Source organism: Pseudodesulfovibrio cashew, assembly GCF_009762795.1.
Classification (GTDB): domain Bacteria; phylum Desulfobacterota; class Desulfovibrionia; order Desulfovibrionales; family Desulfovibrionaceae; genus Pseudodesulfovibrio; species Pseudodesulfovibrio cashew.
The window spans coordinates 3656356-3678579 of the sequence record NZ_CP046400.1 but is presented as its reverse complement, the minus strand read 5'-3'; the positions used below and the strand labels follow the sequence as shown (position 1 = coordinate 3678579).

The 22224-nt window shown below is 61.0% G+C and carries 21 protein-coding genes and 2 tRNA genes; 19 read left to right on the top strand and 4 right to left on the bottom strand.

Annotation, left to right across the window (positions count from 1 at the left end):
- Positions 1-55 precede the first annotated feature (55 nt).
- From GM415_RS16890 to GM415_RS16880, 3 genes are all read right to left on the bottom strand, one after another.
- Positions 56-142: transfer RNA gene (locus GM415_RS16890), tRNA-Leu, on the bottom strand.
- A gap of 79 nt (positions 143-221) precedes the next feature.
- Positions 222-1394 carry a hypothetical protein gene (locus GM415_RS16885; RefSeq protein ID WP_158950257.1) on the bottom strand — a complete coding sequence of 391 codons (1173 nt, stop codon included), beginning with the start codon at positions 1392-1394 and terminating at the stop codon, positions 222-224.
- A gap of 144 nt (positions 1395-1538) precedes the next feature.
- Positions 1539-1625, bottom strand: a tRNA-Leu gene (locus GM415_RS16880).
- A gap of 1135 nt (positions 1626-2760) precedes the next feature.
- Between GM415_RS16880 and GM415_RS16875 the strand changes: the two genes are divergently transcribed.
- Together GM415_RS16875 and nadD are read left to right on the top strand one after the other, a co-directional pair.
- Positions 2761-3666: an AEC family transporter gene (locus GM415_RS16875; RefSeq protein WP_158950255.1), complete on the top strand. Its 906-nt coding sequence runs from the start codon at positions 2761-2763 to the stop codon at positions 3664-3666.
- A gap of 61 nt (positions 3667-3727) precedes the next feature.
- On the top strand, positions 3728-4390 hold the full coding sequence (gene nadD / locus GM415_RS16870; RefSeq protein ID WP_158950253.1) for a nicotinate (nicotinamide) nucleotide adenylyltransferase: 663 nt from the start codon (positions 3728-3730) through the stop codon (positions 4388-4390).
- 13 nt (positions 4391-4403) lie between these two features.
- On the opposite strand, the gene GM415_RS16865 is transcribed toward nadD, so the two are convergent.
- Positions 4404-5420 carry a glycosyltransferase family 9 protein gene (locus tag GM415_RS16865; protein ID WP_158950251.1) on the bottom strand — a complete coding sequence of 339 codons (1017 nt, stop codon included), beginning with the start codon at positions 5418-5420 and terminating at the stop codon, positions 4404-4406.
- A 131-nt stretch (positions 5421-5551) separates the two neighbouring features.
- Between GM415_RS16865 and GM415_RS16860 the strand changes: the two genes are divergently transcribed.
- The 17 genes from GM415_RS16860 to tatC all read left to right on the top strand — a co-directional run bounded on the left by GM415_RS16860 (position 5552) and on the right by tatC (position 22154).
- Complete coding sequence (locus tag GM415_RS16860; protein WP_158950249.1) at positions 5552-6610, top strand: hemolysin family protein; 1059 nt, start codon at positions 5552-5554, stop codon at positions 6608-6610.
- Positions 6611-6640: 30 nt separating this feature from the next.
- Positions 6641-7072 carry a cytochrome c maturation protein CcmE gene (locus GM415_RS16855; protein ID WP_158950247.1) on the top strand — a complete coding sequence of 144 codons (432 nt, stop codon included), beginning with the start codon at positions 6641-6643 and terminating at the stop codon, positions 7070-7072.
- 136 nt (positions 7073-7208) lie between these two features.
- Complete coding sequence (locus GM415_RS16850; protein WP_158950245.1) at positions 7209-9104, top strand: heme lyase CcmF/NrfE family subunit; 1896 nt, start codon at positions 7209-7211, stop codon at positions 9102-9104.
- On the top strand, positions 9105-9770 hold the full coding sequence (ccmA, locus tag GM415_RS16845; protein ID WP_158950243.1) for a heme ABC exporter ATP-binding protein CcmA: 666 nt from the start codon (positions 9105-9107) through the stop codon (positions 9768-9770).
- On the top strand, positions 9764-10441 hold the full coding sequence (locus GM415_RS16840) for a heme exporter protein CcmB (protein WP_158950241.1): 678 nt from the start codon (positions 9764-9766) through the stop codon (positions 10439-10441). The genes ccmA and GM415_RS16840 overlap by 7 nt, the downstream gene beginning before the upstream one ends.
- Before the next feature lie 2 nt (positions 10442-10443).
- Entirely contained in the window at positions 10444-11106 is a 663-nt protein-coding gene (ccsA, locus tag GM415_RS16835; RefSeq protein WP_158950239.1) for a cytochrome c biogenesis protein CcsA, read from the top strand.
- Between the two features lie 27 nt (positions 11107-11133).
- Positions 11134-11280, top strand: a complete 147-nt coding sequence (locus GM415_RS16830) for a CcmD family protein (RefSeq protein ID WP_158950237.1) — start codon at positions 11134-11136, stop codon at positions 11278-11280.
- A complete protein-coding gene (locus GM415_RS16825; protein ID WP_158950235.1) occupies positions 11270-11872 on the top strand; it encodes a tetratricopeptide repeat protein in 603 nt (200 codons plus the stop codon). Before GM415_RS16830 ends, GM415_RS16825 begins: the two co-directional genes overlap by 11 nt.
- 190 nt (positions 11873-12062) lie before the next feature.
- A complete protein-coding gene (locus GM415_RS16820) occupies positions 12063-13217 on the top strand; it encodes a branched-chain amino acid ABC transporter substrate-binding protein (RefSeq protein WP_158950233.1) in 1155 nt (384 codons plus the stop codon).
- 78 nt (positions 13218-13295) lie between these two features.
- The gene (locus GM415_RS16815; RefSeq protein WP_158950231.1) at positions 13296-14198 is read left to right on the top strand and encodes a branched-chain amino acid ABC transporter permease; all 903 of its coding nucleotides are present in this window, start codon (positions 13296-13298) and stop codon (positions 14196-14198) included.
- 69 nt (positions 14199-14267) lie between these two features.
- Positions 14268-15536, top strand: a complete 1269-nt coding sequence (gene livM, locus GM415_RS16810; protein ID WP_158950993.1) for a high-affinity branched-chain amino acid ABC transporter permease LivM — start codon at positions 14268-14270, stop codon at positions 15534-15536.
- Entirely contained in the window at positions 15529-16323 is a 795-nt protein-coding gene (locus GM415_RS16805; RefSeq protein WP_158950229.1) for an ABC transporter ATP-binding protein, read from the top strand. Before livM ends, GM415_RS16805 begins: the two co-directional genes overlap by 8 nt.
- Position 16324: 1 nt before the next feature.
- The gene (locus GM415_RS16800) at positions 16325-17032 is read left to right on the top strand and encodes an ABC transporter ATP-binding protein (RefSeq protein WP_199244366.1); all 708 of its coding nucleotides are present in this window, start codon (positions 16325-16327) and stop codon (positions 17030-17032) included.
- Positions 17033-17175: 143 nt separating this feature from the next.
- A complete protein-coding gene (gene guaB, locus GM415_RS16795; protein ID WP_158950225.1) occupies positions 17176-18630 on the top strand; it encodes an IMP dehydrogenase in 1455 nt (484 codons plus the stop codon).
- A 231-nt stretch (positions 18631-18861) separates the two neighbouring features.
- Complete coding sequence (gene guaA, locus GM415_RS16790; RefSeq protein ID WP_158950223.1) at positions 18862-20406, top strand: glutamine-hydrolyzing GMP synthase; 1545 nt, start codon at positions 18862-18864, stop codon at positions 20404-20406.
- 30 nt (positions 20407-20436) lie between these two features.
- Positions 20437-20775: a Sec-independent protein translocase protein TatB gene (gene tatB, locus GM415_RS16785; RefSeq protein WP_158950221.1), complete on the top strand. Its 339-nt coding sequence runs from the start codon at positions 20437-20439 to the stop codon at positions 20773-20775.
- An 8-nt stretch (positions 20776-20783) separates the two neighbouring features.
- The gene (gene tatC / locus GM415_RS16780) at positions 20784-22154 is read left to right on the top strand and encodes a twin-arginine translocase subunit TatC (protein WP_158950219.1); all 1371 of its coding nucleotides are present in this window, start codon (positions 20784-20786) and stop codon (positions 22152-22154) included.
- The last annotated feature ends 70 nt before the right edge of the window (positions 22155-22224 follow it).

The following is a 22224-nucleotide window of genomic DNA, read 5'->3' as shown; positions in this document are numbered from 1 at the left end:
GATGAAGGGGTAGAGAAAAGGGCCTTGGTCTATTGACCAAGGCCCTTTGATTTCGTGGTGCCGAAGAGAGGACTCGAACCTCCACGCGGGAACCCGCACTAGACCCTGAACCTAGCGTGTCTACCAATTCCACCACTTCGGCACGATTCAGGGAAAGACTGGATACCTGTATGGTATCCGTATGTCAACAGGTTAGTGATATTTTAGGGCGCTGAGGGGCGCTATCGGTCAGGACCGCTTACCGTTGCGAAGATTTCCCGTTCGCCTGTCAGGCGTTCAAGTCCGTCCGCAAAGGATTCTGCCCGGTGACTCGGGAAGGCGAGAGTATCTGAAAAGGCCTGATGGAACGCGTAATCGCGGACTTCATCAAAGGTGGCGTGCAGCCGCTTGAAGAGAGCGTCCGAGGGCCATGTCTCCTTGACGAAACCGTCAAGCCAGTGGTGGCTTAGGGCGCGAGTATAGAAGTTGGGCGGGTCGCCGTAGGAGCGCACGCCGAAGGCAGAGGAAAGCGTCGGGTCGAAGAGGTCGCCAATGGACGCGGCGGCCACGGCCTCGCAGTGACGGCCTGCTGCCTCCGGTCCGGTTTCGCCACGAGTCAGGCCGAGCAGGAAATATCGGTCAAGAATCGTCCACCAGGTCATGAGCGCGGCACGGGAAAAGGGGTGGGTCAGGAAGAAGGCTATGACCTGCTTGCTGTAGTCGATCTGCTCTCGGGTCATGACCTTGTTGGCGGATTTGTCCGTGGTGCCGGGGCTGTAACTCATGGGCGAGTGCGCCCTGCGGTAGAACGCCTCCAGGATTGGAAAGCGGCTCAGGAAGGGGGTGCCGAACAGGCGCATTTCCGGAGCCCAAGTGCCCATGCAGCTCACGCGCGGGCGCATCGGGTCGCAAAGGCTGATCAGGGTCTCGAGGTCATCCTTGCGCCCGTAGTAGTTCATATCAGATATATATAGTGGGCCCAGCGGGAAACAGTGCTGAACGACGATGCGTTCCCGGAAGAGGTCCGGGAAGCCTGGGTAGCGCTCCCGGTCCGGGGTGAGGTCGGTTTTGAACAGGTCGAGGTTCAGTTCTCCCAGCCGGGATTTGTCCGTGCGCGTCTTGAACACGTATGCGTCATCCGGACAGAGCTCCAGGGCGAGGCGCAGGTGCTTTAGCTGGCGGGCGAAGTTGCCCCACGCGTTGCTGCCCGGGTCCTGCGTCTCGGCCACGGTGACGGGCAGCCCTGCCAGCCGCTTCCGCAATCCCTGGTGTGCGTCGATTTCGCCGTTCCACGTGGTCAGGATCACTCCCTCCACGGCACCCTGCGCATGCAGCCCGCAGGCTGTTGCCAATGTGGGGAGAAACGCGTCCAGGTCGCGTATGGCTCCGCAGATGATTATCCAGTTTCGGCGCATGCCTTTCCTCGGTTTAGTCTTTTGGGCGAACTGTCTGAATAATTAGAGGAAAGCCGAGGCTGTGTCCACCCCATGCCTGGAGCGACACCTTTGATCCGCAAATGAAAAGGCCCCGGTCATGACGACCGGGGCCTGTTTCTATCGTGGTGCCGAAGAGAGGACTCGAACCTCCACGCGGGAACCCGCACTAGACCCTGAACCTAGCGTGTCTACCAATTCCACCACTTCGGCACGATCAGGGCGAAGAGGCTTATAGCTGCGGGCCACTCCGTTGGCAAGCGTTTTTTGGATCCCGTTCTCATTTTTTTTGTGGGGCTATCAGTGTGCGTCGTAGTATCGGGCATTGTGCAGTTAAGCCGCGTCTTTCAATACGCAAGGGGCTGCTTCTTCCTTTGCCTTGTTTCAGTGCGTGATTTGGTTTCGGGGCAGGGGGAGCGCAAGCGCAAGGAGCAAGGACCGGGTGGGGCCGCCGCGTATCTCAATACACAAGGGTCTGCTTCTTTCTTTGCCTTGTTTCAGTGCGTGATTTGGTTTCGGGGCTGGGGGAGCGCAAGCGCAAGGAGCAAGGGCCGGGCGGGGCCGCCGCGTATCTCAATACACAAGGGTCTGCTTCTTTCTTTGCCTTGTTTCAGTGCGTGATTTGGTTTCGGGGCTGGGGGAGCGCAAGCGCAAGGAGCAAGGGCCGGGCGGGGCCGCCGCGTATCTCAATACACAAGGGTCTGCTTCTTTCTTTGCCTTGTTTCAGTGCGAGAATTGGTTTCGGGGCTGGGGGAGCGCAAGCGCAAGGAGCAAGGGCCGGGCGGGGCCGCCGCGTATCTCAATACACAAGGGTCTGCTTCTTTCTTTGCCTTGTTTCAGTGCGAGAATTGGTTTCGGGGCTGGGGGAGCGCAAGCGCAAGGAGCAAGGGCCGGGCGGGACCGCCGCGTATCTTAATACGCAAGGGTCCGCCCGGCCCGCAGCGACGCAGCGATTGCACTCCCCCTGCCCCGAAAACGAGAAAGGCCTCCGGGGGATTCCCGAAAGCCTTGGTATTCTCGTGTGCAAATAAAAGGAAGACAGATGATCAGAATATAGCAGCTATCATGCCAACCTCGATAAAGAAGAGCGAAAAATTTATAACATGCTGAAAAAAATGGTGATAATTTTGATTGCTGCTCGTTGGCGCGACACTCTTTTTCGGACCATCCGGTATAAAATATTGAACTCTCTCCAGGAAGGGGGGCGTTGCGTTCAGATTTTTTGACCCGTCTTTTTCAGCTCGGAGCCCCGATATCCTTCCCGTCGAAACGTTCGCAAAAAAGGTCAAAGCGCGGGTTGTGATTCGAAGGGAAAAACACTACGTTTCGCCCTAATCTGGAGTTTGTCATGGAAAATTTTATCCTGCTGGGCGTCTGTTTCCTGCTCGGTATTGCGCTTAGAAAGGCGCGGATATTGGACGAGAGAGGGCCGGTCACGCTGAACGCGGTGATCATTCACATGTCGCTGCCCGCGCTGGCCCTGCTGTATACCCACTCATTGCCCCTCGGCGTAGAGCTGTTGCTGCCCGCGGCCATGGCCTGGATAGTGTTCGGGGCCGGGTACGTGCTGTTTTCCCTGGTGGGGAAGGCGATGGGTATGGACGACAAGACCGTGGCTTGCCTGTGTCTGTGCGCCGGATTGGGGAATACCTCCTTCGTGGGGCTGCCTATGATCGAGGCGTTTTTCGGAAGCGAGTATCTGGGCGTGGGCATGCTCTGCGACACCGCCGGAACCTTCATGGCCCTGGCCATTCCCGGCATTATCCTGGCGGCGCGAGCCTCGGGACAGGCGGTGGACGGCCTGGCCGTGGCGCGCAAGGTGCTTCTTTTTCCGCCTTTCCTGGCAATCCTGGCGGGTTTTGCACTCCAGCCCGTTCCGTATCCCGACTGGCTGGAGTCCCTCTTAAGCCGACTCGGCGGGACCCTGACCCCACTGGCGCTGCTTTCCGTGGGCATGGCCCTGCGCTTTCGGGATATCGGCGGCAATGTGCGCGAACTCGCGGTGGGACTGGGTTACAAGATGCTGTTGGCGCCGCTGCTGATATTCATGTTGTATATAGGCACTACGGGACAGGCGGACATGAACATCAGGGTCACGGTCTTCGAGGCGGCCATGGGGCCCATGATCACGGGCGGGATCATCGCCATGAGTCACGGCCTCAGGCCCAAGCTGGCTGCATCACTGCTGGGAGTGGGCATTCCGCTTTCGTTCCTGACCCTGCCCGTCTGGCATGCGGTGCTGATGGCCTTCTGACCCCCTTGCCCGAACCCGTTTCACGGCGTATCCTCTTGAATAAGCGAAGGAGTAACCACCCATGAAGATCGGCATCCTCGGCGGCAGTTTCAATCCGGTGCATACCGGCCATGTGCGCATGGCCATCGAGGTCCACGAACAGCTCGGCCTGGACAGGGTGGAGTTGCTTCCGGCCAAGCATCCGCCGCACAAGGAAGGGGACGACATCCTGCCGTTTGATCTGCGTATGGCGCTGGTGGAGCGAGCCATCGAGGATATGCCCGAGCTGGACGTGAACCCCATCGAGAACCAGCGGCCCGGTCCTTCGTTCACGTGCGACACTCTGACCTGCTACCGCACGGAGCAGCCCGAGATCGAGTTGTCCTTCATTCTCGGTGCGTCCACTTTTCTGGAGCTGCCCCAGTGGCGACGGGGGCTCGAGATCCCCGAGCTGGCTTCCCTGGTGGTGGTCAACCGCTGGGAGGCGTCTGTGGAGGTGCCCGGATTTATCGAGGAGTACTGGCCTGAGGCCAGGGAGGAGGACGGCCTCTGGCGGCTGCCGCAGGGACACACCATCCGGTTGCTGGACGCTCCCAGGCTGGACATCAAGGGCGGGCATATCCGGCAGCGCTGGCTCACGGGCCGAAGTATCCGCTATCTGGTGCCTCCCGGGGTGGAGGCCATGCTGGAAGAGCGGGCCGGGGAGATCGAGCAGTATTGGGGCAAGCGCACCCTCAAGGGGTGACGGCGAATTCTTTCTACTGCGCGGCGAGCATCTCAGCCGCGCAGGCAGCGACCTTTTCCGGGGGAATGCCTGCCAGGCAGGAGTGGCCCCTTTCGCATGTCCTGGCTCCGTGCAGTGAGCAGGGGCGGCATTCCATGGGCCGCTCCAACACCTGGTCGCGGGGGCCTGCCGGGTAGAACCCCCAGACCTTGGCCGTGGGGCCGAACAGGGCGAGCACGGGTGTGCCCACGGCGCACCCCAGGTGCATGGGGCCGGAATCGCCAGTGATGAGCAGATCGGTCCGTGAGAGCAGGGCGCAGGTTTCCCTCAGGTTCGTGGCATTGGTGAGGTCCCGTTCATCTCCGGGCAGGAGTGGGGCGTCATCACGTCCGACCACTACCCAGTCCAGACCGTTGCGGCTCAGTTCCCGTGTCAGGGCGAGCCAATGCTCGCGAGGCCACTGCTTGGCCGGATGGGTGGCGTAGGGATGCAGGGCCACCAGCGGGCCGGAGCTGGATAAACCTGTCAGCCTTGTGGCGGCGGTATCGACTTCCGCCGGGGTGAGAAATATTCGGGGGAGCAGGTCCTGTGGCGACGGCGGTTCGGCGTCCAGGGCCAGGGCGTAACGCTGGGGCACGTTGGTTGCCTCCAGGCGGCGGCGATAGCGTTCCCCGTGGGTGCGGTCATAGAGGCGCCGGGCCAGGCCGAGCTTGGGATAACGCCTTACCTTGCCCCGCCAGAGCAGGGAGAGCAGGCGTGACCTGAGGGTGCCGTGCAGGTCGATGAGATCGTGTCCCTCGTATTCGGCGGCGAGCTGCCGGGCCAGCCGGAGCCATGCCCCGGTCTTGAGGGCCTCGTCCTCCACGCCGATGACGCGCTCCACTGCGGGGTGGTTCTCCAGCAGGGGGGCATTACCCTTGCGGGTCAGGAAGACGAAGGTCTCGCCACGGGTTTGGTTCCAGTGGGCGAGGACGCCCGTGGTCAGGGCCACATCGCCCATGTGGCTCAGGCGCACCGCGACGCTCGGCTGGTGGGTACCGCTGTTAGGCATGCCGTGGAAATGGCTGCAATCCGGCGGGAAGTCAAGGGTGTAGTGTGTTGCACCACGCTGTTGTCTCTGGTATATCTGAACACCCATACTCCGGCATGATCCGGAATGGATCATAAAGAGAAAAATCCTCTATGCTAGAACTCATCATATCGGTTTGCGTGGCCGTCTTCGTTTCCATGTTCTGCTCCGTGGCCGAGGCCGCCCTCTATTCCATGAGCTGGCCCGATATCGAAAAGCTCGCCGCAACAGGCAGCAAGTCGGCGAAACTGCTGCGCAAGCTCCGTTCCAACGTGGACGAGCCCATCACCGCCATCCTGACCTTGAACACGTGCGCCCACACTGCGGGAGCCGCTGTGGCGGGCTGGGCCTGGGCCAATCTCTACGGCAAGGAAACCCTGTGGCTCTTTACAACAGGCTTCACAGTAATTATTCTCATCTTCACGGAGATTCTGCCCAAGACCGTGGGCGTGGTCTACAGCGACCGTATCGCTCCGCCTCTGGCACGCCCGCTCAGGGGGATGGTCTGGCTGTTCAAGCCGCTCATCATCTTCATGGGCATGCTGTCGAGGTCCGTGTCGCGAAAGAAGGAAGGCCCGGACCATACCGAGGACGACATCCGGGCCATCGTTGCGTTGACCCGGCGGTCGGGATCGATCAAACCGTACGAGGAACAGTCCATCCGCAACATCCTGCTGCTGGACACCAAGACGGTGGAAGAGATCATGACCCCGCGTACGGTGGTCTTCTCGCTGCCCATGGATATGACCGTGGCCGAGGCGCGGGAGCTGCAGGCTTCCTGGCCCCACAGCCGGATTCCCGTGTACGACGACGATCCGGAGGATGTGGTGGGCGTGGTCTACCGGCGGCAGGTCTTCGAGGCCCTGGCCGACGACCTGGACGATCTTCGATTGGCGGACCTTATGCGACCGGTTCGCTTCGTGCTGGAGACCATCACGCTGGACAAGCTGCTGGTCAAATTTCTGGGGAGCCGGTTGCATCTGTGCGTGGTCCTGGACGAGTACGGCGGCGTGGCCGGGGTGGTCACCCTGGAGGACGTGCTCGAAGAAATTTTGGGCAGTGAAATAGTTGACGAGACCGATCAGGTGGTGGATATGCGGGAGCTCGCGCGGCAACAACGCGACGAACTCACCGGACGCCGCATGAGGGACGGCGAAAGCGAAGAAGACTAGCGCCACGGCGCATCAAGGGAAGAAATAAATATGGCGAAAAAGAACAATACGGCCGTGTATGCCGTAGCTCTGCTCCTGTTTCTGGGCGGCCTTGGGTATCTCATTTTTTCAGGCCTGACCGAGGACAGCGTGTATTTTCTGAACGTGTCCGAGGCCCTGGCCCAGGATCGGACGCAGATCAAGCAGGCCCGGCTGTTTGGCAAGGTCTCGCCCTCCAACCTGGTCATCGCCGACGGCAAGCTCGGCGCCTCCTTTGACCTCATGGACAAGATGGAGCACGCCAAGATGCTGCGAGTGCAGTACAAGGGCGCCTTGCCAGACACCTTCAAGGATGACGTGGAAGTCATCGTGGAGGGTGGTTTTTCCCCTGACGGTACCGTCTTCGTGGCCCGGACTCTGGTCACCAAATGCCCCTCCAAGTACGAGGAGAAAAGCAAGGAAATGGAGCAGCAGAACGGGTAAGTCCCCGGTAGTGAAAAATCATTCACATGCTTGCCATTCCCTTTTTTTCCGTCCTACCGCCTTCTGACTTTGATCATGGACGTACGCGCCGGATGTGCGCTATGTCCTCTTCATCGCGCCGTTTCAAGGAGTATCTATGCATCTGACCGGTTATGTGGGCCTCTTGTTTTCCCTGCTCGCTTTTCTTTTTCTTTCAGTCTGGGCCGGTGTGGCGGCCTGGTCGGACAAGGACGAATCCCTGCCCGTCATCGAGCGGGGTCAACTGCTCGGTGCTGCGGGCGTGGTCTTTTCCTCCCTGATTCTCCTCGTGGCCCTGACCTCCCGCGACTACTCCTTCCGCTATGTCTATGACAACGTGGATAACACGCTCTCCTTCGTCTACACCCTGACCGCCTTCTGGGGCGGGCGCGAGGGCTCCCTGCTGTTCTGGGAGCTGATCATCGCCCTAGGCGGTGCCATCTTCGTCTTCACGCCCGGCTACAAGGTCCTGGCGCCGAGGACGCGCCTGTACTTCTGGATGTTCTATCTCGCCATCCAGGGCTTTTTCCTGCTTTTGCTGACCTGCTGGTCCAATCCGTTCATCGAGATGATCCCGGCCCCCTCGGACGGGCGCGGCCTCAACCCGCTGCTTCGCAATCCGGGCATGATCTTCCATCCGCCGCTTCTGTTCCTGGGCTTTGCCCTGTACGCCATCCCGGCGGCCTGCGCCCTGGCCTCCGCCATCGCGAGCGAAGAGAAGTCCTGGATCAAGATCAGCCGCAACTGGAACATCCTGGCCTGGGTCTTCCTCACCGCGGGCATCGTGCTCGGCGGCTGGTGGTCCTATATGGAGCTGGGTTGGGGCGGCTACTGGGCGTGGGACCCGGTGGAGAACGCCTCGCTCATCCCGTGGTTCGCGGGCACGGCCGTGCTGCACACCTCCATCATCGAGGCCCGGCGCAACGCGCTCCAGCGGACCAACGTCTTCCTCATGGGGCTGACCTTCCTTCTGTGCATCTTTTCCACCTATCTGACCCGGTCCGGCGTCATTGACTCCCTGCACACTTTTGGCGAGTCCGGCGTGTCCGTGCCGTTGTTCTGGGGCCAGATCGCCTTCCTGGCCGTGACCCTGATGGTCACTTTCCTGGGTGAGCGGCTGACCCACCGCACCCTGTCCGATTTCGTCAGCCGCCAAGGCATGCTGGTCATCACCGCCTGGTTCCTGCTCGCCCTCGGCATGGTCGTCGCCCTCGGCACCATGTGGCCGGTCATCAGCCGGTTGTGGACCACTCAGTCCGTTGGGCTGGATGCCAATTTCTACAACCGCGTCTGCCTGCCGTTCATGTCCGTGCTGGTGCTGCTGTTCGCCTTCTGCCCCTGGCTGGGCTGGAAAGGCGGCCTGCGCAGCCGGAACGGGCTGATCGTCGTGGCCGCCGTCCTGGTCGCGGCCTTCGCCGGATTTTTCGCCATGGGCATGACCAAGCCGCTGGCCGCGCTGGCCGCAGCCGCGTCCGTGGCAGCCATGGTATCCATCGTCACGCTTTTCGTGCTCAATCCGGCCATGCGCCGGTCGCTTCGTACCTGGGGCGCGTACGGCATCCATTTCGGCATGGCGCTGCTGGCCCTGGGTATCGCCTTCTCCGGTCCGTACAAGGTCGAGCGCGAGGTGGTCCTGGCCAAGGGTGAGAGCTCGGTCATCGACGGCTACACCATCCAGTACCAGTCCATGATCGAGGACAGCACCGACGAGTTGCGCGCCCGTGCGACCACCACCCTCGAGGTGAGCAAGGACGGGAAGACGCTCGGCCTGATGCTCCCTGACAAGCGCATCTACAGAAACTTCGAGCGCCAGCAGTTCGCCGAGGTGGCGACCATTTTCAGCCTTGGCGACGAGGTCTACGCCACGCTGCTCGGGTTCACGGAAGACGACAGGGCGTCCTTCAAGATTTCGGTCAACCCGCTGGTCAACTGGGTCTGGATCGGCGGCACGCTCATGTGCGTGTTTCCGTTCCTGGTGCTGACCCGCACCCGCCGCCCGGAGCAGGAGATATAGATGGCTGACGCTCCCGGCAACGCGCTGCTCTCGGTCAAGCGGGCCGCGAAGTTCTACGGCCAGAAGCTCGTCTTCAAGGAAGTCTCCTGCGATGTGGGACCCGGGCAGATCGTACTCGTCGCCGGTCCCAACGGCGCGGGCAAGTCCACGCTGATGCGCATCATGGCCGGGCTGTCCAAGCCGTCGGCAGGGGACGTGGACCTGCGCCTGGAGCCCGAGGAAACCGCCTACCTGGGGCACGCGACGTTCATCTATCCCGGGCTTTCCGCCCTGGCCAACCTGAAGTTCTGGGCCTCCATGTACGGTCTGTCGCCTTCCCGCGACGAGCTCATGGCCCTGCTCAAGCGGGTGGGGCTGGAGCGCGTGGCCGAGGAAAAGGCAGGGGCCTTTTCCCGGGGCATGGCCCAGCGGCTGAATCTGGCCCGTATCTATCTGGTCGAGCCCAAGCTCATCTTTTTGGACGAGCCCGGAACCGGGCTGGACCCCAAGTCCCTCGCCACCCTGCGTGGTGAGATCGCCGGCTTCCGCGATCGCGGCACCAGCGTCATCTGGATCAGCCATCACGTGGCCGAGGACACCGCCCTGGCCGACATGGTCCTGGCCCTGGGCGGCAGGCGGGTGGAATATTTCGGTCCGGCCTCCGGGTATGAGGTGGCGTCATGCTGAGGCGCACCCTGGCCATCGCTTCCAAGGACCTGACGCTGTCCGTCTCCGGCGGGCAGGGGCTGGTGCAGGCCGTCCTGCTCGGCCTGCTGCTGATCTTCATGTTCTCCCTGTCCAAGCCTTTGGGCGGCACCATCTCGCCCCAGGCTGCCGGGGCCATCTTCTGGCTCGCCTCGGCCTTCGGGCTGGTTCTGGTCTTCAATGACCTGTTCGCCATCGAGGAAGCCAACGGCGCGCGCATCGGCATCCTGTCGTCGCCCGCGCCGGTGCACGCCGTGTGGGTGGGCAAGGGGGCGGCCGGATTGAGCCTGCTGCTGGTCTCGCAGCTTGTGTTTTTCCCGGCCACCGTGGCCTTTCTCGGCCAGACCGTGAGCGGCCCTTGGTGGCTGCTGCTGACCGTGCTTTTGGGCGCGGACATCGGCCTGGTGGTCATCGGCGCGCTGCTCGGCGCGCTCTCCCAGGGGCAGGCCGCGCGCGAGTCGCTCCTGTCGGTCATCGTGTTCCCGCTGTTGCTGCCCGTGCTGCTGGCTGGGATCACCCTGTTCGGCTTCTGTTTTTCTCCGGAGGAAATCGAGGGGGCCGATAAATGGCTTGGCCTGATTTTCGCCTTTGACTGCCTGTTCGCCGGAGCCGGATTGTTTTTGTTTCCGTTCGTCTACAGTGGGGAAGAGTAGGTATGAAAGTAAAGATTCTCGCCGGACTGGCAGTCATCGCGCTGCTGGTGCAACAATACATGATCTGGTTTTACGCGCCCATCGCCCAGTCCGGGCCGGTGCAGAAGATTTTCTACATGCACCTGCCGTGTTCCTGGTGGGCGCTGGTGAGCTTTTTCGTGGTTTTCGTGTCGTCCATCCTGTTCCTGCTCAAGCGCAACGACGCCTTTGACCGCGTTGCCGGGGCCGCCGCCGAGATCGGCGTGCTCTTCGCCACCCTGGCGCTGGTCACCGGATCGACCTGGGCGCGTGCGGAGTGGGGCCACTGGTGGCTGTGGGACCCGAAGCTGACCACCGCGCTTATCATGTGGTATGTGTACGCCGGATACCTCGTGCTCAGGGCAACGCCCATGGGCCGTGACCGCAAGGCGCTGGTCTGTGCCGTGCTCGGCATCGTGGCCTTTCTCGACGTGCCGCTGGTCTTTTTCGCGGCCAAGTTGTGGGGCAGCGCCCATCCGGACGGCCTGGCCCGTCAGGGCTCGGGCATGGAGGCGCGCATGTGGCACACGGTCTTTGCCGGATTGATCTCCTTCGGTTTTGTCTGGGGCGCCATCCTGCTGACGCGGGTGAGGCAGCTCGGGCGGCAGGCTGAACTTGATGCCCGGCTGGTCTGGGACGACGAATAACATTCAGGAATAGACAAGGAAAAGCACATGTCTGCGACCACCTATATCCTCATCGCCAACAGCGCCGTCTTGCTCGGCCTGGTCGGTTACCTCTGTTTTCTGGCTTCCCGCGAGGCGGGCCTGAAGAAGCGGGCGCGGCAGATCGAACTTCTGGAGGAAGGCCATGACGGCTAGCATCGTGACCATGGGCCGCAAGACGGTCATTATTGCAGTGTTGTTTTGTGTCGCGGCCATGTTCGTGACCAGTTTCGCCTACCGGATGCGCAACCCGAACCTGTTCGTGCAGGTCAAGCAGCCCGCCGGATCGACCGGGCAGGGCGCCATGACGCCGCCTCCGGGCATGACCGGCGGCGCAGAGGGCCCCATGGCCAAGGTCCGCGAGTACATGATCCAGGTGGAGAAGAACCCCAATGACGTTAAGGCGTTGATCAACCTGGGGAATTCCTTCCTGATGATGCGCGCCTGGGATCGTGCCCTGGAACCGCTGGAAAAGGCCAACAAGCTGGAGCCGGGCAACGTCCATCTGCTCAAGGCCATAGGCATCGCCAGGTTCAACAAGAAGGATTACGCCGAGGCCGCTGCGGCCTACGAGGCTGTCCTCAAGGTCGAACCAGAGGACACGCTGGCGTTGTTCAATCTGGGTGTCATCCACAAATATTATTTCGAAAAACAAGATCAGGCCAGAACGTATTTCGAGAAAGTGTTGGCTGTTGAAAAGGAAGATGCGGAACTCATAAAGATGGCAAAACAAGAGCTCGAAAAATAAAACATTCGTGATTCCAGCCTGTTGCCGAGACGATCGAACGTTCCTATCGTGTTGACAAGTTCCACAAATTAAATACAATACTTCATTCCGCCGGGCTACACGTGGGGAGACGAGTGGCCCAACGCGCGGATATGATTTGGTATGTGAACAGAGTCCCTGTTGGAACCTTATACATTTTAGGAGAGGAAGTATGAGAAAACTGCGTCTGATCGCACTGTGCATCGCCATGGTCGCCATGCTGGCCGCCTGCAGCAGCGAAGGTGAGAAAAAAGGTGAAGAAAAGGCCGAAGCCCCGGCTCCGGCTGCCAAACTGGTGCTCGGCGTAGCCGGTGCCCACTCCGGCGACCTGGCCTCCTACGGCCTGCCCACCGTCAACGCCGCCAAGCTCGTGGCCGCCAAGTTCAACGCCGCCGGCGGCGTGAACGGCGCCATGGTCGAAGTCTACGCTCAGGATGACCAGTGCAAGCCCGAGCTGGCCACCAACGCCGCCACCAAGATGGTTTCCGAAGACGTGAAGATCGTTCTCGGCCACATCTGCTCCGGCGCCACCAAGGCCGCGCTCCCGATCTACCTTGAGTCCAAGATCATCCTCATGTCTCCCTCCGCCACCAACCCGCCGCTGACCCAGTCCGGCGACTACCCGAACTTCTTCCGCACCATCGCTCCTGATGATGCCCAGGCTGCCCTCGAAGTTTCCTTCGCCAAGAGCCTCGGTCTGAAAAAGGTCGCCGTCATCCACGACAAGGGTGACTACGGCAAGGGCTTCGCCTCCTTCTGCAAGCAGTTCATCGAGAAGGAAGACGGCATCGACGTCGTCCTGTTCGAAGGCGTGACCCCCGGCGCGGTGGACTACTCCGCCGTTGTCCAGAAGATCAAGTCCTCCGGTGCTGAAGGCGTCATCTTCGGCGGTTACCATCCCGAGGCTTCCAAGATCGTCACCGGTATGCGCAAGAAGGGCCTGGAGCTGCCGTTCCTGTCTGATGACGGCGTGAAGGATGACACCTTCATCAAGGTTGCCGGCAAGTACGCCGAGGGCGTCTACGCCACCGGTCCCAAGGACCTGTCCTCCGTGCCCATGAACCAGGAAGCCGTCGCCGCCCACAAGGCCGAGTTCGGCGAAGATCCCGGTCCGTTCTTCTCCCAGGCTTACGCCGCTGCCCAGGCCCTGCTGACCGCTGTTCAGCGTGCCGGTTCCACCGACTACGACAAGGTCACCGAGGCCCTGCGTACCCAGTACGTGGACACCGCCGTCGGCAAGATCAAGTTCGACGCCAAGGGCGATGCCGAGGGTGTCGGCTTCTCCGTGTACCAGGTGAAAGACGGCAAGTACGCGGAAGTCAAGTAGGAAACCAAACATTACCTTTATTGGTCAGGGGACAGGTGCAGAGCCTGTCCCCTGCTATTATATTTATACGGACATAACATGGAATATTTTCTGGAACTGCTGTTCGGCGGGCTGACCCGGGGGAGCATCTACGCGCTCATCGCCCTCGGCTACACCATGGTCTACGGCATCATCGAGCTGATCAACTTCGCTCACGGCGAGATCTACATGATCGGCGCGTTCACCGGCCTGATCGTGGCCGGGCTGCTGACCATGCTCGGCTTCCCAGGCATCGCCATCCTGGCCATCGCCATGGCTTGCGCAGTGGTCTGGGCTGCGGCGTACGGCTATACCATTGAAAAGGTCGCCTACAAGCCCCTGCGGGGCGCTCCCAGGCTTTCTCCGCTCATCTCGGCCATCGGCATGTCGATCTTCTTGCAGAACTACGTGATGCTCGCCCAGACTTCCGATTTTCTTCCCTTTCCCGAGCTGATCCCCGAGTTCGACTTCATGAAGGGCATGGGCTCCATGCTCAGCTCCTCCGAGCTGGCCATCCTTACGGTAACGGTCGCTGTCTGCGTGGGCCTTACCCTGTTCATCAAGTACACCAAGCTCGGCAAGGCCATGCGCGCCACGGCTCAGAACCGCAAGATGGCCATGCTGGTGGGCATCAATGTTGATATGGTCATCTCGGCCACCTTCATCATCGGTTCCAGTCTGGCTGCCATGGGCGGCGTGCTCATCGCTTCGCACATCGGGCAGATCAACTATTTCATCGGCTTCATCGCGGGTATCAAGGCGTTCACCGCCGCAGTGCTGGGCGGCATCGGCTCCATTCCCGGGGCCATGCTCGGAGGTCTCGTCCTCGGACTGACCGAAGCCTTTGCCACCGGCTATGTGTCCTCTGACTACGAGGACGTCTTCGCGTTCTGCCTGCTCGTGCTGATCCTGATCTTCCGGCCCTCCGGTATCATGGGCAAGGAAAAGATCCAGAAGGTTTAACTTTGAGGCGGCCCCCGGGCCGCGTCTTCCGCCGCAAGGAAATATATCGTGACTACCGAAACCAACAACATGGACAGGCAGGGATTCCTGCAATTTTTCCTGAGCGCCGGATGCGACAGCTTCGCCCATGCGCTCAAGAAGTCCTTCCTGGCCGCCGTCTGGTTCGCCTTCGTGACCTTTCCGATCATGGTCATCCGCGTCAATACCATTGAACATACTGTGGATTGGCATTGGCAGCGGCTCGGCTATGTGGTCCTGGCCGTGTTTTTCGGCTCCTTCGTCTGGCGCTGGCTGCTCGCCCGCAAGGAACTCAAGAAGGACGAAAGCAAGGGTGAGAGCCGCGCAGAGGCGTTGCTGACTACCATCCAGTCCCACAAGATTCTCAAATTCGTCGCGCTTGGCGTCATCGCCGCCCTGGCCCTGGCCTTCCCCGAGGTTTTCGACCTCTACCAGACCAACATCATGATCTCCTGCCTCGTCTATGTGGTGCTCGGGCTCGGCCTGAACATCGTCGTGGGCCTGGCCGGACTGCTTGACCTCGGCTACGTGGCCTTCTACGCCGTGGGCGCCTATGCCTACGCCCTGTGCAACATGCACTGGGGCGTCGGCTTCTGGTTTATGCTCCCCGTGGGCGCGGTGCTCGGGGCCATCCTCGGCCTGCTGCTCGGTTTTCCGGTCCTGCGGCTGCGAGGCGACTACCTGGCAATCGTCACCCTGGGCTTCGGCGAAATCATCCGCCTGGTTCTGGAGAACTGGGGCGAGGTGACCATGGGGCCCTCGGGCATCTCGCGCATCGCCCGCCCGGAGTTCTTCGGCGCCAAGCTCGGCGTCATCGGGTCCACCACCTATATGTACTACATCATGATAGGACTGCTGGTACTGACCATCTTCTGCGTCAACCGGCTCCAGAATTCGCGTATCGGCCGCGCCTGGCTGGCCCTGCGCGAGGATGAGATCGCCTGCCAGGCCATGGGCATCGACAAGATGAAGACCAAGCTTATGGCCTTTGCCCTGGGCGCCACCTGGGCGGGCATGGCCGGCGTCGTGTTCGCGGCCAAGACGACCTTCGTCAACCCGGCGTCCTTCACCTTCTGGGAGTCGGCCATCATCCTGTCCATCGTGGTCATCGGCGGCATGGGTTCCATCCGAGGCGTCATCGCCGGAGCCATCATCCTCATCCTGGTTCCGGAATATCTCCGTGACTTTGCTGAGTTCCGCATGCTCCTGTTCGGGGCGATCATGGTTCTGGTCATGGTCTTCCGTCCTCAGGGTCTGATCAGCGCCAAGCGCAAGATTTACGAATACAAAGCTAACCCCGCGAGTGCAGGCAATGAATAATCCCGTCTTGAACGTCAACGCCGTGAGCAAGGACTTCGGGGGCATTCGCGCCCTGGATGAAGTCGATCTCGTGGTGCACGACAAGGAAATCGTGGCCCTCATCGGCCCCAACGGCGCAGGGAAGACCACCTTCTTCAACTGCATCACCGGCATCTACCAGCCCACCCGCGGCGACGTGCTCATTGATCCCCAGTGTTCGGGCAAGACCCGCCGGATCAACGGCAAAAAGCCGAACATCGTCACCGAGCTGGGCATGGCCAGGACCTTTCAGAACATCCGGCTCTTCCCGTCCATGACCGCCCTGGAGAACGTCATGATCGGTACTCACTGCCGGACCAAGTCCTCCATTTGGGGCGCGGTCTCCCGCAACAAGGCCACACGCGAGGAAGAGCAGGCGGTTATCCAGCGAAGCTATGAACTGCTGCAACTGGTTGGTTTGGAGGAATACGTCAACGAGCTGGCCTCCAACATAGCCTACGGCAAACAGCGCAGGCTTGAAATCGCCCGCGCCCTGGCCACGGACCCGTTCCTGTTGCTTCTGGACGAGCCGGCAGCGGGCATGAATCCGCAGGAGACCCGCGACCTGGAGGATTTGATCATCAAGATTCGCGAAAAGTTCGGCATCTCCATCATGCTTATCGAGCACGATATGAAGATGGTCATGTCCATGTCCGACCGCATCTACGTGCTGGATTACGGCCGGATGATCGCCGACGGCACCCCGGAGGAGATCGCGGGCAATGAGGACGTTATCAAGGCGTACCTCGGGGAGGACCACGATGGCTAGGATTCTGGAACTCAAGAACGTCAACAGCTTTTACGGCAACATCCAGGCCCTCTACGACATCGACCTGTATATCGACGCAGGCGAGATCATTACCCTGATCGGGGCTAACGGTGCGGGTAAGTCCACCACGCTCATGACCGTGTGCGGCGTGGTTCAGGCGCGTTCTGGCCAGGTTCTGTACCAGGGCGAGGACATCACCAAGGAATCGCCCAACAAGATCGTGGGCCAGGGCATCTGCCAGGTGCCCGAAGGACGCCTCATCTTTCCTGAACTGACGGTGCAGGAAAACCTCGACATGGGCGCGTTCATGCGCAACGACAAGGACGGCATCGCCAGGGATATGGAATACTGCTACGACCTGTTCCCCATCCTGGCCGAGCGCCGGAGACAGCCGGGCGGCAATCTGTCCGGCGGCGAGCAGCAGATGCTGGCCATCGCCCGAGCCTTGATGGCCCGGCCCCGGCTGCTGCTCCTGGACGAACCGTCCATGGGCCTGGCCCCGCTGGTGGTCCGGCAGATTTTCGACATCATCAAGAAGGTCAACGCGGAATCGGGAACCACCATCTTCCTGGTGGAGCAGAACGCCAACCTGGCGCTCAAGATCGGAGACCGCGGATACGTGATGGAGAACGGGCGGATAGTGCTCGCCGACACCTGCGACAAGCTCTTGGCGGATGAGCAGGTGAAACGGGCCTACCTGGGGCTCTGAGAAAGCTACAAGGCCGGACGGAAACGTCCGGCCTTCTACATACTGGACAAGGTGAGAGGGGGCGCACCCTATGCGTCTTATAATCGAACTTTGCAAAGAGATCACATATACAGTGCATACGCAAACCGCTCTGGAGGAATTTTATGAGCAAGATTCTTGATAAAGCATTAACCTTTGACGATGTCCTGCTGCAGCCTGGCTATTCCAACGTGCTGCCCGACAGCGTGGATGTCTCCACCTACCTGACGCCGCTGCTCAAGTTGAACATCCCGCTCATTTCGGCGGCGATGGACACTGTGACCGAGGCGCGCATGGCCATCTCCATGGCCCGGCACGGCGGGGCCGGGGTCATCCACAAGAACATGTCCATCCGGGAGCAGGCCAGGGAGATCGACCGGGTCAAGAAGTCCGAATCCGGCATGATTTCCGATCCCATCACCGTTCACCCCGATGACGATCTGGGCAAGGTCAAGGCGATCATGTCCGAGTACCGTATTTCCGGTCTGCCCGTGGTCAAGGGCGACCATCTGGTGGGCATCATCACCAACCGTGACATCCGTTTCGTCAAGGACGACAATCCGCGCGTCTCCGAGCTGATGACCAGCCGCGATCTGGTCACCGTGCCCGAGGGTATCGACAACGAAGAGGCCAAGCGCAAGCTGCACCAGCACCGCATCGAAAAACTGCTCGTGGTGGATCAGGACAACCGTCTCAAGGGACTGATCACCATCAAGGACATCAACAAGCACAAGAAGTACCCCGACGCGGTCAAGGACTCCCGAGGCCGCCTGCTGGTGGGTGCCGCCATCGGTGTGGGCAAGGACTGCCTGACCCGTTCCGAAGCGCTGCTTCACGCCGGAGCCGACTTCCTGGTCCTGGATTCCGCACACGGCCATTCCGAGAACATCCTCCAGTCCGCTCGTGAGCTGCGCTCCGCATTCCCCGAAGTCCAGCTTATTGGCGGCAATATCGCCACCTACGAGGGCGCCAAGTCGCTCATCGAAGCTGGTGTGGACACGGTCAAGGTCGGCATCGGTCCCGGCTCCATCTGCACCACCCGCGTGGTGGCCGGTGTCGGCGTGCCGCAGATCACCGCCGTCATGGAAGCCAACCGCGCAGCTCGCGAAGCCGACAAGTGCATCATCGCGGACGGCGGCATCAAGTATTCCGGCGACGTGGTCAAGGCCCTGGCCGTGGGCGCCAACTCCTGCATGATGGGCTCGGTCCTGGCTGGCACCGAGGAGTCCCCGGGTGAGACCATTCTCTACCAGGGTCGTACCTACAAGCAGTATCGCGGCATGGGCTCCATCGACGCCATGAAGCAGGGTAGCTCGGATCGCTACTTCCAGGAGAAGTCCAAGAAGTTCGTGCCCGAGGGCATCGTCGGCCGCGTCCCGTACCGGGGCAAGGTGGGCGAGTCCCTCTACCAGTTCATCGGCGGCCTGCGCTCCGGCATGGGCTACACCGGCTGCGCCACCATCGAGGAACTCTATGAGAAGTCCCAGCTTGTGCAGATATCCCCGGCCGGCCTGCGCGAGTCCCACGTCCACGATGTGACCATCACCAAGGAAGCCCCCAACTACCGCGGCGACGGCTAGTCGGACGGCATGTTTTAGGGGAGGCTCCCAGCGGGCCTCCCCGCCGCCGTTCCGCAAGCGGCATGGACGCATGCGGAGCGGGCGGAGGCAAATTTTCCGCGGATCGCCTTGCCCGGACGGGCTTCCGGTGGTCCGCATCCTGTTTCGCCGCCATGGTGCAAAGCCTGTCTTGGGCGGGAAGCGGGCATCTTCTGCTTTTCATTTTGCGTGATGTGAATTAGAGAGGAACGCATGCACGACAACAGAGTACTCATCCTTGACTTTGGCAGCCAGTTCACCCAGCTCATAGCGCGCCGCGTGCGCGAGGCCGGGATTTACTCCGAAATCCATCCCTGCAACGTCGATCCCGAGCGGGTCAAGGCGTTCAAGCCGTCTGCGCTGATCCTGTCGGGCGGGCCTTCCTCCGTCCTGGAGGGCGGGTGCCCGGACCTGAACATGGAATACCTGGACATGGGAATTCCCGTGCTCGGCATCTGCTACGGCATGCAGTTACTCGCCCACAAGCTGGGCGGCAACGTGGTCTCGTCCAAGGATCGCGAATACGGACGAGCTAAGTTCACGGCCATGAACGACTGTGTCCTCTTCGATGGTATCGAGGACAAGGAGGACCTGACCGTCTGGATGTCCCACGGCGATAGAGTGGAAGGGCTGCCCGAGGGCTTCGTACCCATGGGCAAGACCGACACCATCGAGTTCGGTGCCATGGGCAACGTGGACAAGAAAATTTATGCACTCCAGTTCCATCCGGAGGTGGCGCACACCACCGGCGGTGACATCATCATCCAGAACTTCCTGTTCAAGGTCGCCGGGTTGGAGCCCTCCTGGTCCATGGCCAGCTTCGTGGACACCTGCATCGAGGACCTCAAGAAACAGGTTGGCGACGCCAAGGTCGTGCTCGGCCTGTCCGGTGGCATTGACTCCACCGTGGCGGCCGTGCTCCTGCACAGGGCCATCGGCCAGAACCTGCACTGCATTTTCGTGGATAACGGGCTGTTGCGCATGGGCGAGAAAGAAGAGGTCGTCGGCTTCCTGGCCGAACACTTCGACCTCAACGTCAAGTTCGTGGACGCCTCCCAGGAATTTCTCGACGATCTCAAGGGTGTTGAGGATCCGGAAAAGAAGCGCAAGATCATCGGTTACAAGTTCATCGAGGTCTTCGACCGCGAGGCCAAGGCCATCGACGGCGTGAAGTTCCTGGGCCAGGGCACCCTCTACCCGGACGTCATTGAGTCCGAATCCTTCAAGGGCCCCTCTGCGGTGATCAAGTCCCACCACAACGTGGGTGGCCTGCCTGAAAAGATGAATCTCAAGCTGGTTGAGCCCCTGCGTGAGCTGTTCAAGGACGAAGTGCGGCGCGCCGCCTACGAACTGGGCCTGCCCGAACACATCATCTGGCGTCAGCCCTTCCCTGGACCGGGCCTGTCCATCCGCATCATCGGCGAAGTGACCGAGGAACGGTTGGAGATTCTCCGTCTGGCCGACCGGATCGTGCAGAACGAAATGGTTGCCTCGGATTGGTATCGCAAGGTTTGGCAGGGATTTGCCGTGCTGCTCCCGCTCAAGACGGTGGGTGTCATGGGCGACGACAGGACCTACGAGAACGTCGTTGCTCTGCGTATCGTGGACAGCCTGGACGCCATGACCGCCGACTGGTCGCGGCTGCCCAGCGAATTGCTGGCCCGCATGTCCAACCGGATCATCAACGAAGTGAAGGGCGTCAACCGCGTGGTGCTGGACATTTCCTCCAAGCCGCCGTCCACCATCGAATGGGAATAACGCGTTAACTCCTGCGACAAAGGTAGAAATATGTTTGGAATTGGTGGCCCGGAACTGCTGATCATCTGTGTTGTGGCGCTTATCGTCATCGGTCCGAAGAAACTGCCGGAAATGCTGCGTTCCCTCGGCAAGGGCGTGGCCGAATTCAAGCGCATGGGCAATGACGTCAAGTCCACCCTGGACGAGGAAGTCACTAAGGCCGAGGCCGAAGCCCGCAAGCGCGAAGTCGAGGAAGAGCTGGCCCGTCGTCAGGCGGAGAAGGCCAAGCTGGAAGCCCAGACTGCCAAGGCCGAGGCCGAGACCGCCAAGGCGGAGTTGGAAAAGGCCCAGGCCCAGGCCGCCACTGTCGAAAAAGCCGAAGACGCTTAGAGGTGGCGATGGCTTCCGACAAAGACGACGTGAAGGAACTGGAGACCGGGGAGACGGCCGCCGTGCCGGATGACGATCCTTCCCTGGAGGAAGAGGAAACCCCCGCGCCCTTTGACATGGAGGGCAAGGCCGCCGAGAAATCCTGGCAAGAGGATCTTGCCGATGCTGAAGCCGCGACCGAGGCTGATGCCGCAGCGCAGTCCGAGACCGTGCCGCCGGTTTATCCGCAGCCCGAAGAGGCGGGCGACGGCGGTTCCGGAGAGCCTCCGACAGGGGATTCCGAGCCAGTTGACGAACCTGCCGACCCGGATGAACCGGAAGGCGGTGAGCCCGAAGATGGGTCCGATGACGAGCCCGATGGCGAGGATGACGGCGAAGGCGCCCAGATGTCCCTGCTTGATCACCTCGGTGAACTGCGCGTACGGCTGACCAAGTGCTTCATCGCCGTGGCCGTGGGCATGGTCGCCTGTTACGGGTTCGCTGACCGGATGTTCGACATCCTCATGGCTCCCATGATTCAGGTCTTCCAGTCGCGCATGGCCTCCAAGCCGCAACTGCCTCTCGGCTTCTTCGACGACCTGCGCCAGGCCCTGACCCAGGTGCTGGCCGAGAAAGGATTCCAGCACAGCCAGCAGATCGATCTCTTCGTCAACGCCCTCCAGCAGTCGCTCATGCAGGTGGCCCAGGAAGGACACTTCCAGTACACCTACCCGGCGGAAGCGTTTTTCTCGCACATCAAGATAGCCATCGTGGCCGGCCTCTTTCTGGTCAGCCCCTACGTCTTTGCCCAGATCTGGGGCTTCATCGCCCCGGGCCTGTACGCCCACGAGCGCAAGTGGATGATCCCAATGGCCCTGGTTTCGGCCATCTTCTTCACCGCTGGCGCGTTGTTCGGCTACTTCATCGTCTTTCCCTACGGGTTCGAGTTCTTCGCGAGCTTTTCTACCGAGGGCATTCAGTTTACACCCAAGCTGAACGAATACTTGAGTTTCTGTCTGAAACTCCTTTTCGCTTTCGGCTTTGTTTTCGAGTTGCCGCTGTTCATCTTCTTCCTGGCCAGGCTGGGGATGGTGTCGTCCACGGGACTGCGCAAGAAGCGCAAGTACGCGATCCTGATCGGATTTGTCGTGGCCGCCATCCTGACCCCGCCCGATCCGTTCACCCAGTGCCTCATGGCCGGTCCGCTTATCCTGCTCTACGAGCTGGGCATCTGGGTGGCCTTCTTCTTCGGCAAGAAGGAGAAGCGGCATCTCAAAAAGCAGGCGGAGGAGGAAGCGGCCAAGCAGGCCGCCCTGGATGCCGCTTCCGAACAGGATGCCGCCGGGGAAGAGGATGCCGGAGAGCCTGATGGCGACGAGGCGGAAACCGAAAAGGCATAATGATCCCAATCCGGGCGGGGCGTGAAAATGGCGTCTCCGCCCGGTTTCCTTTTCTAGAGATTTACTATAC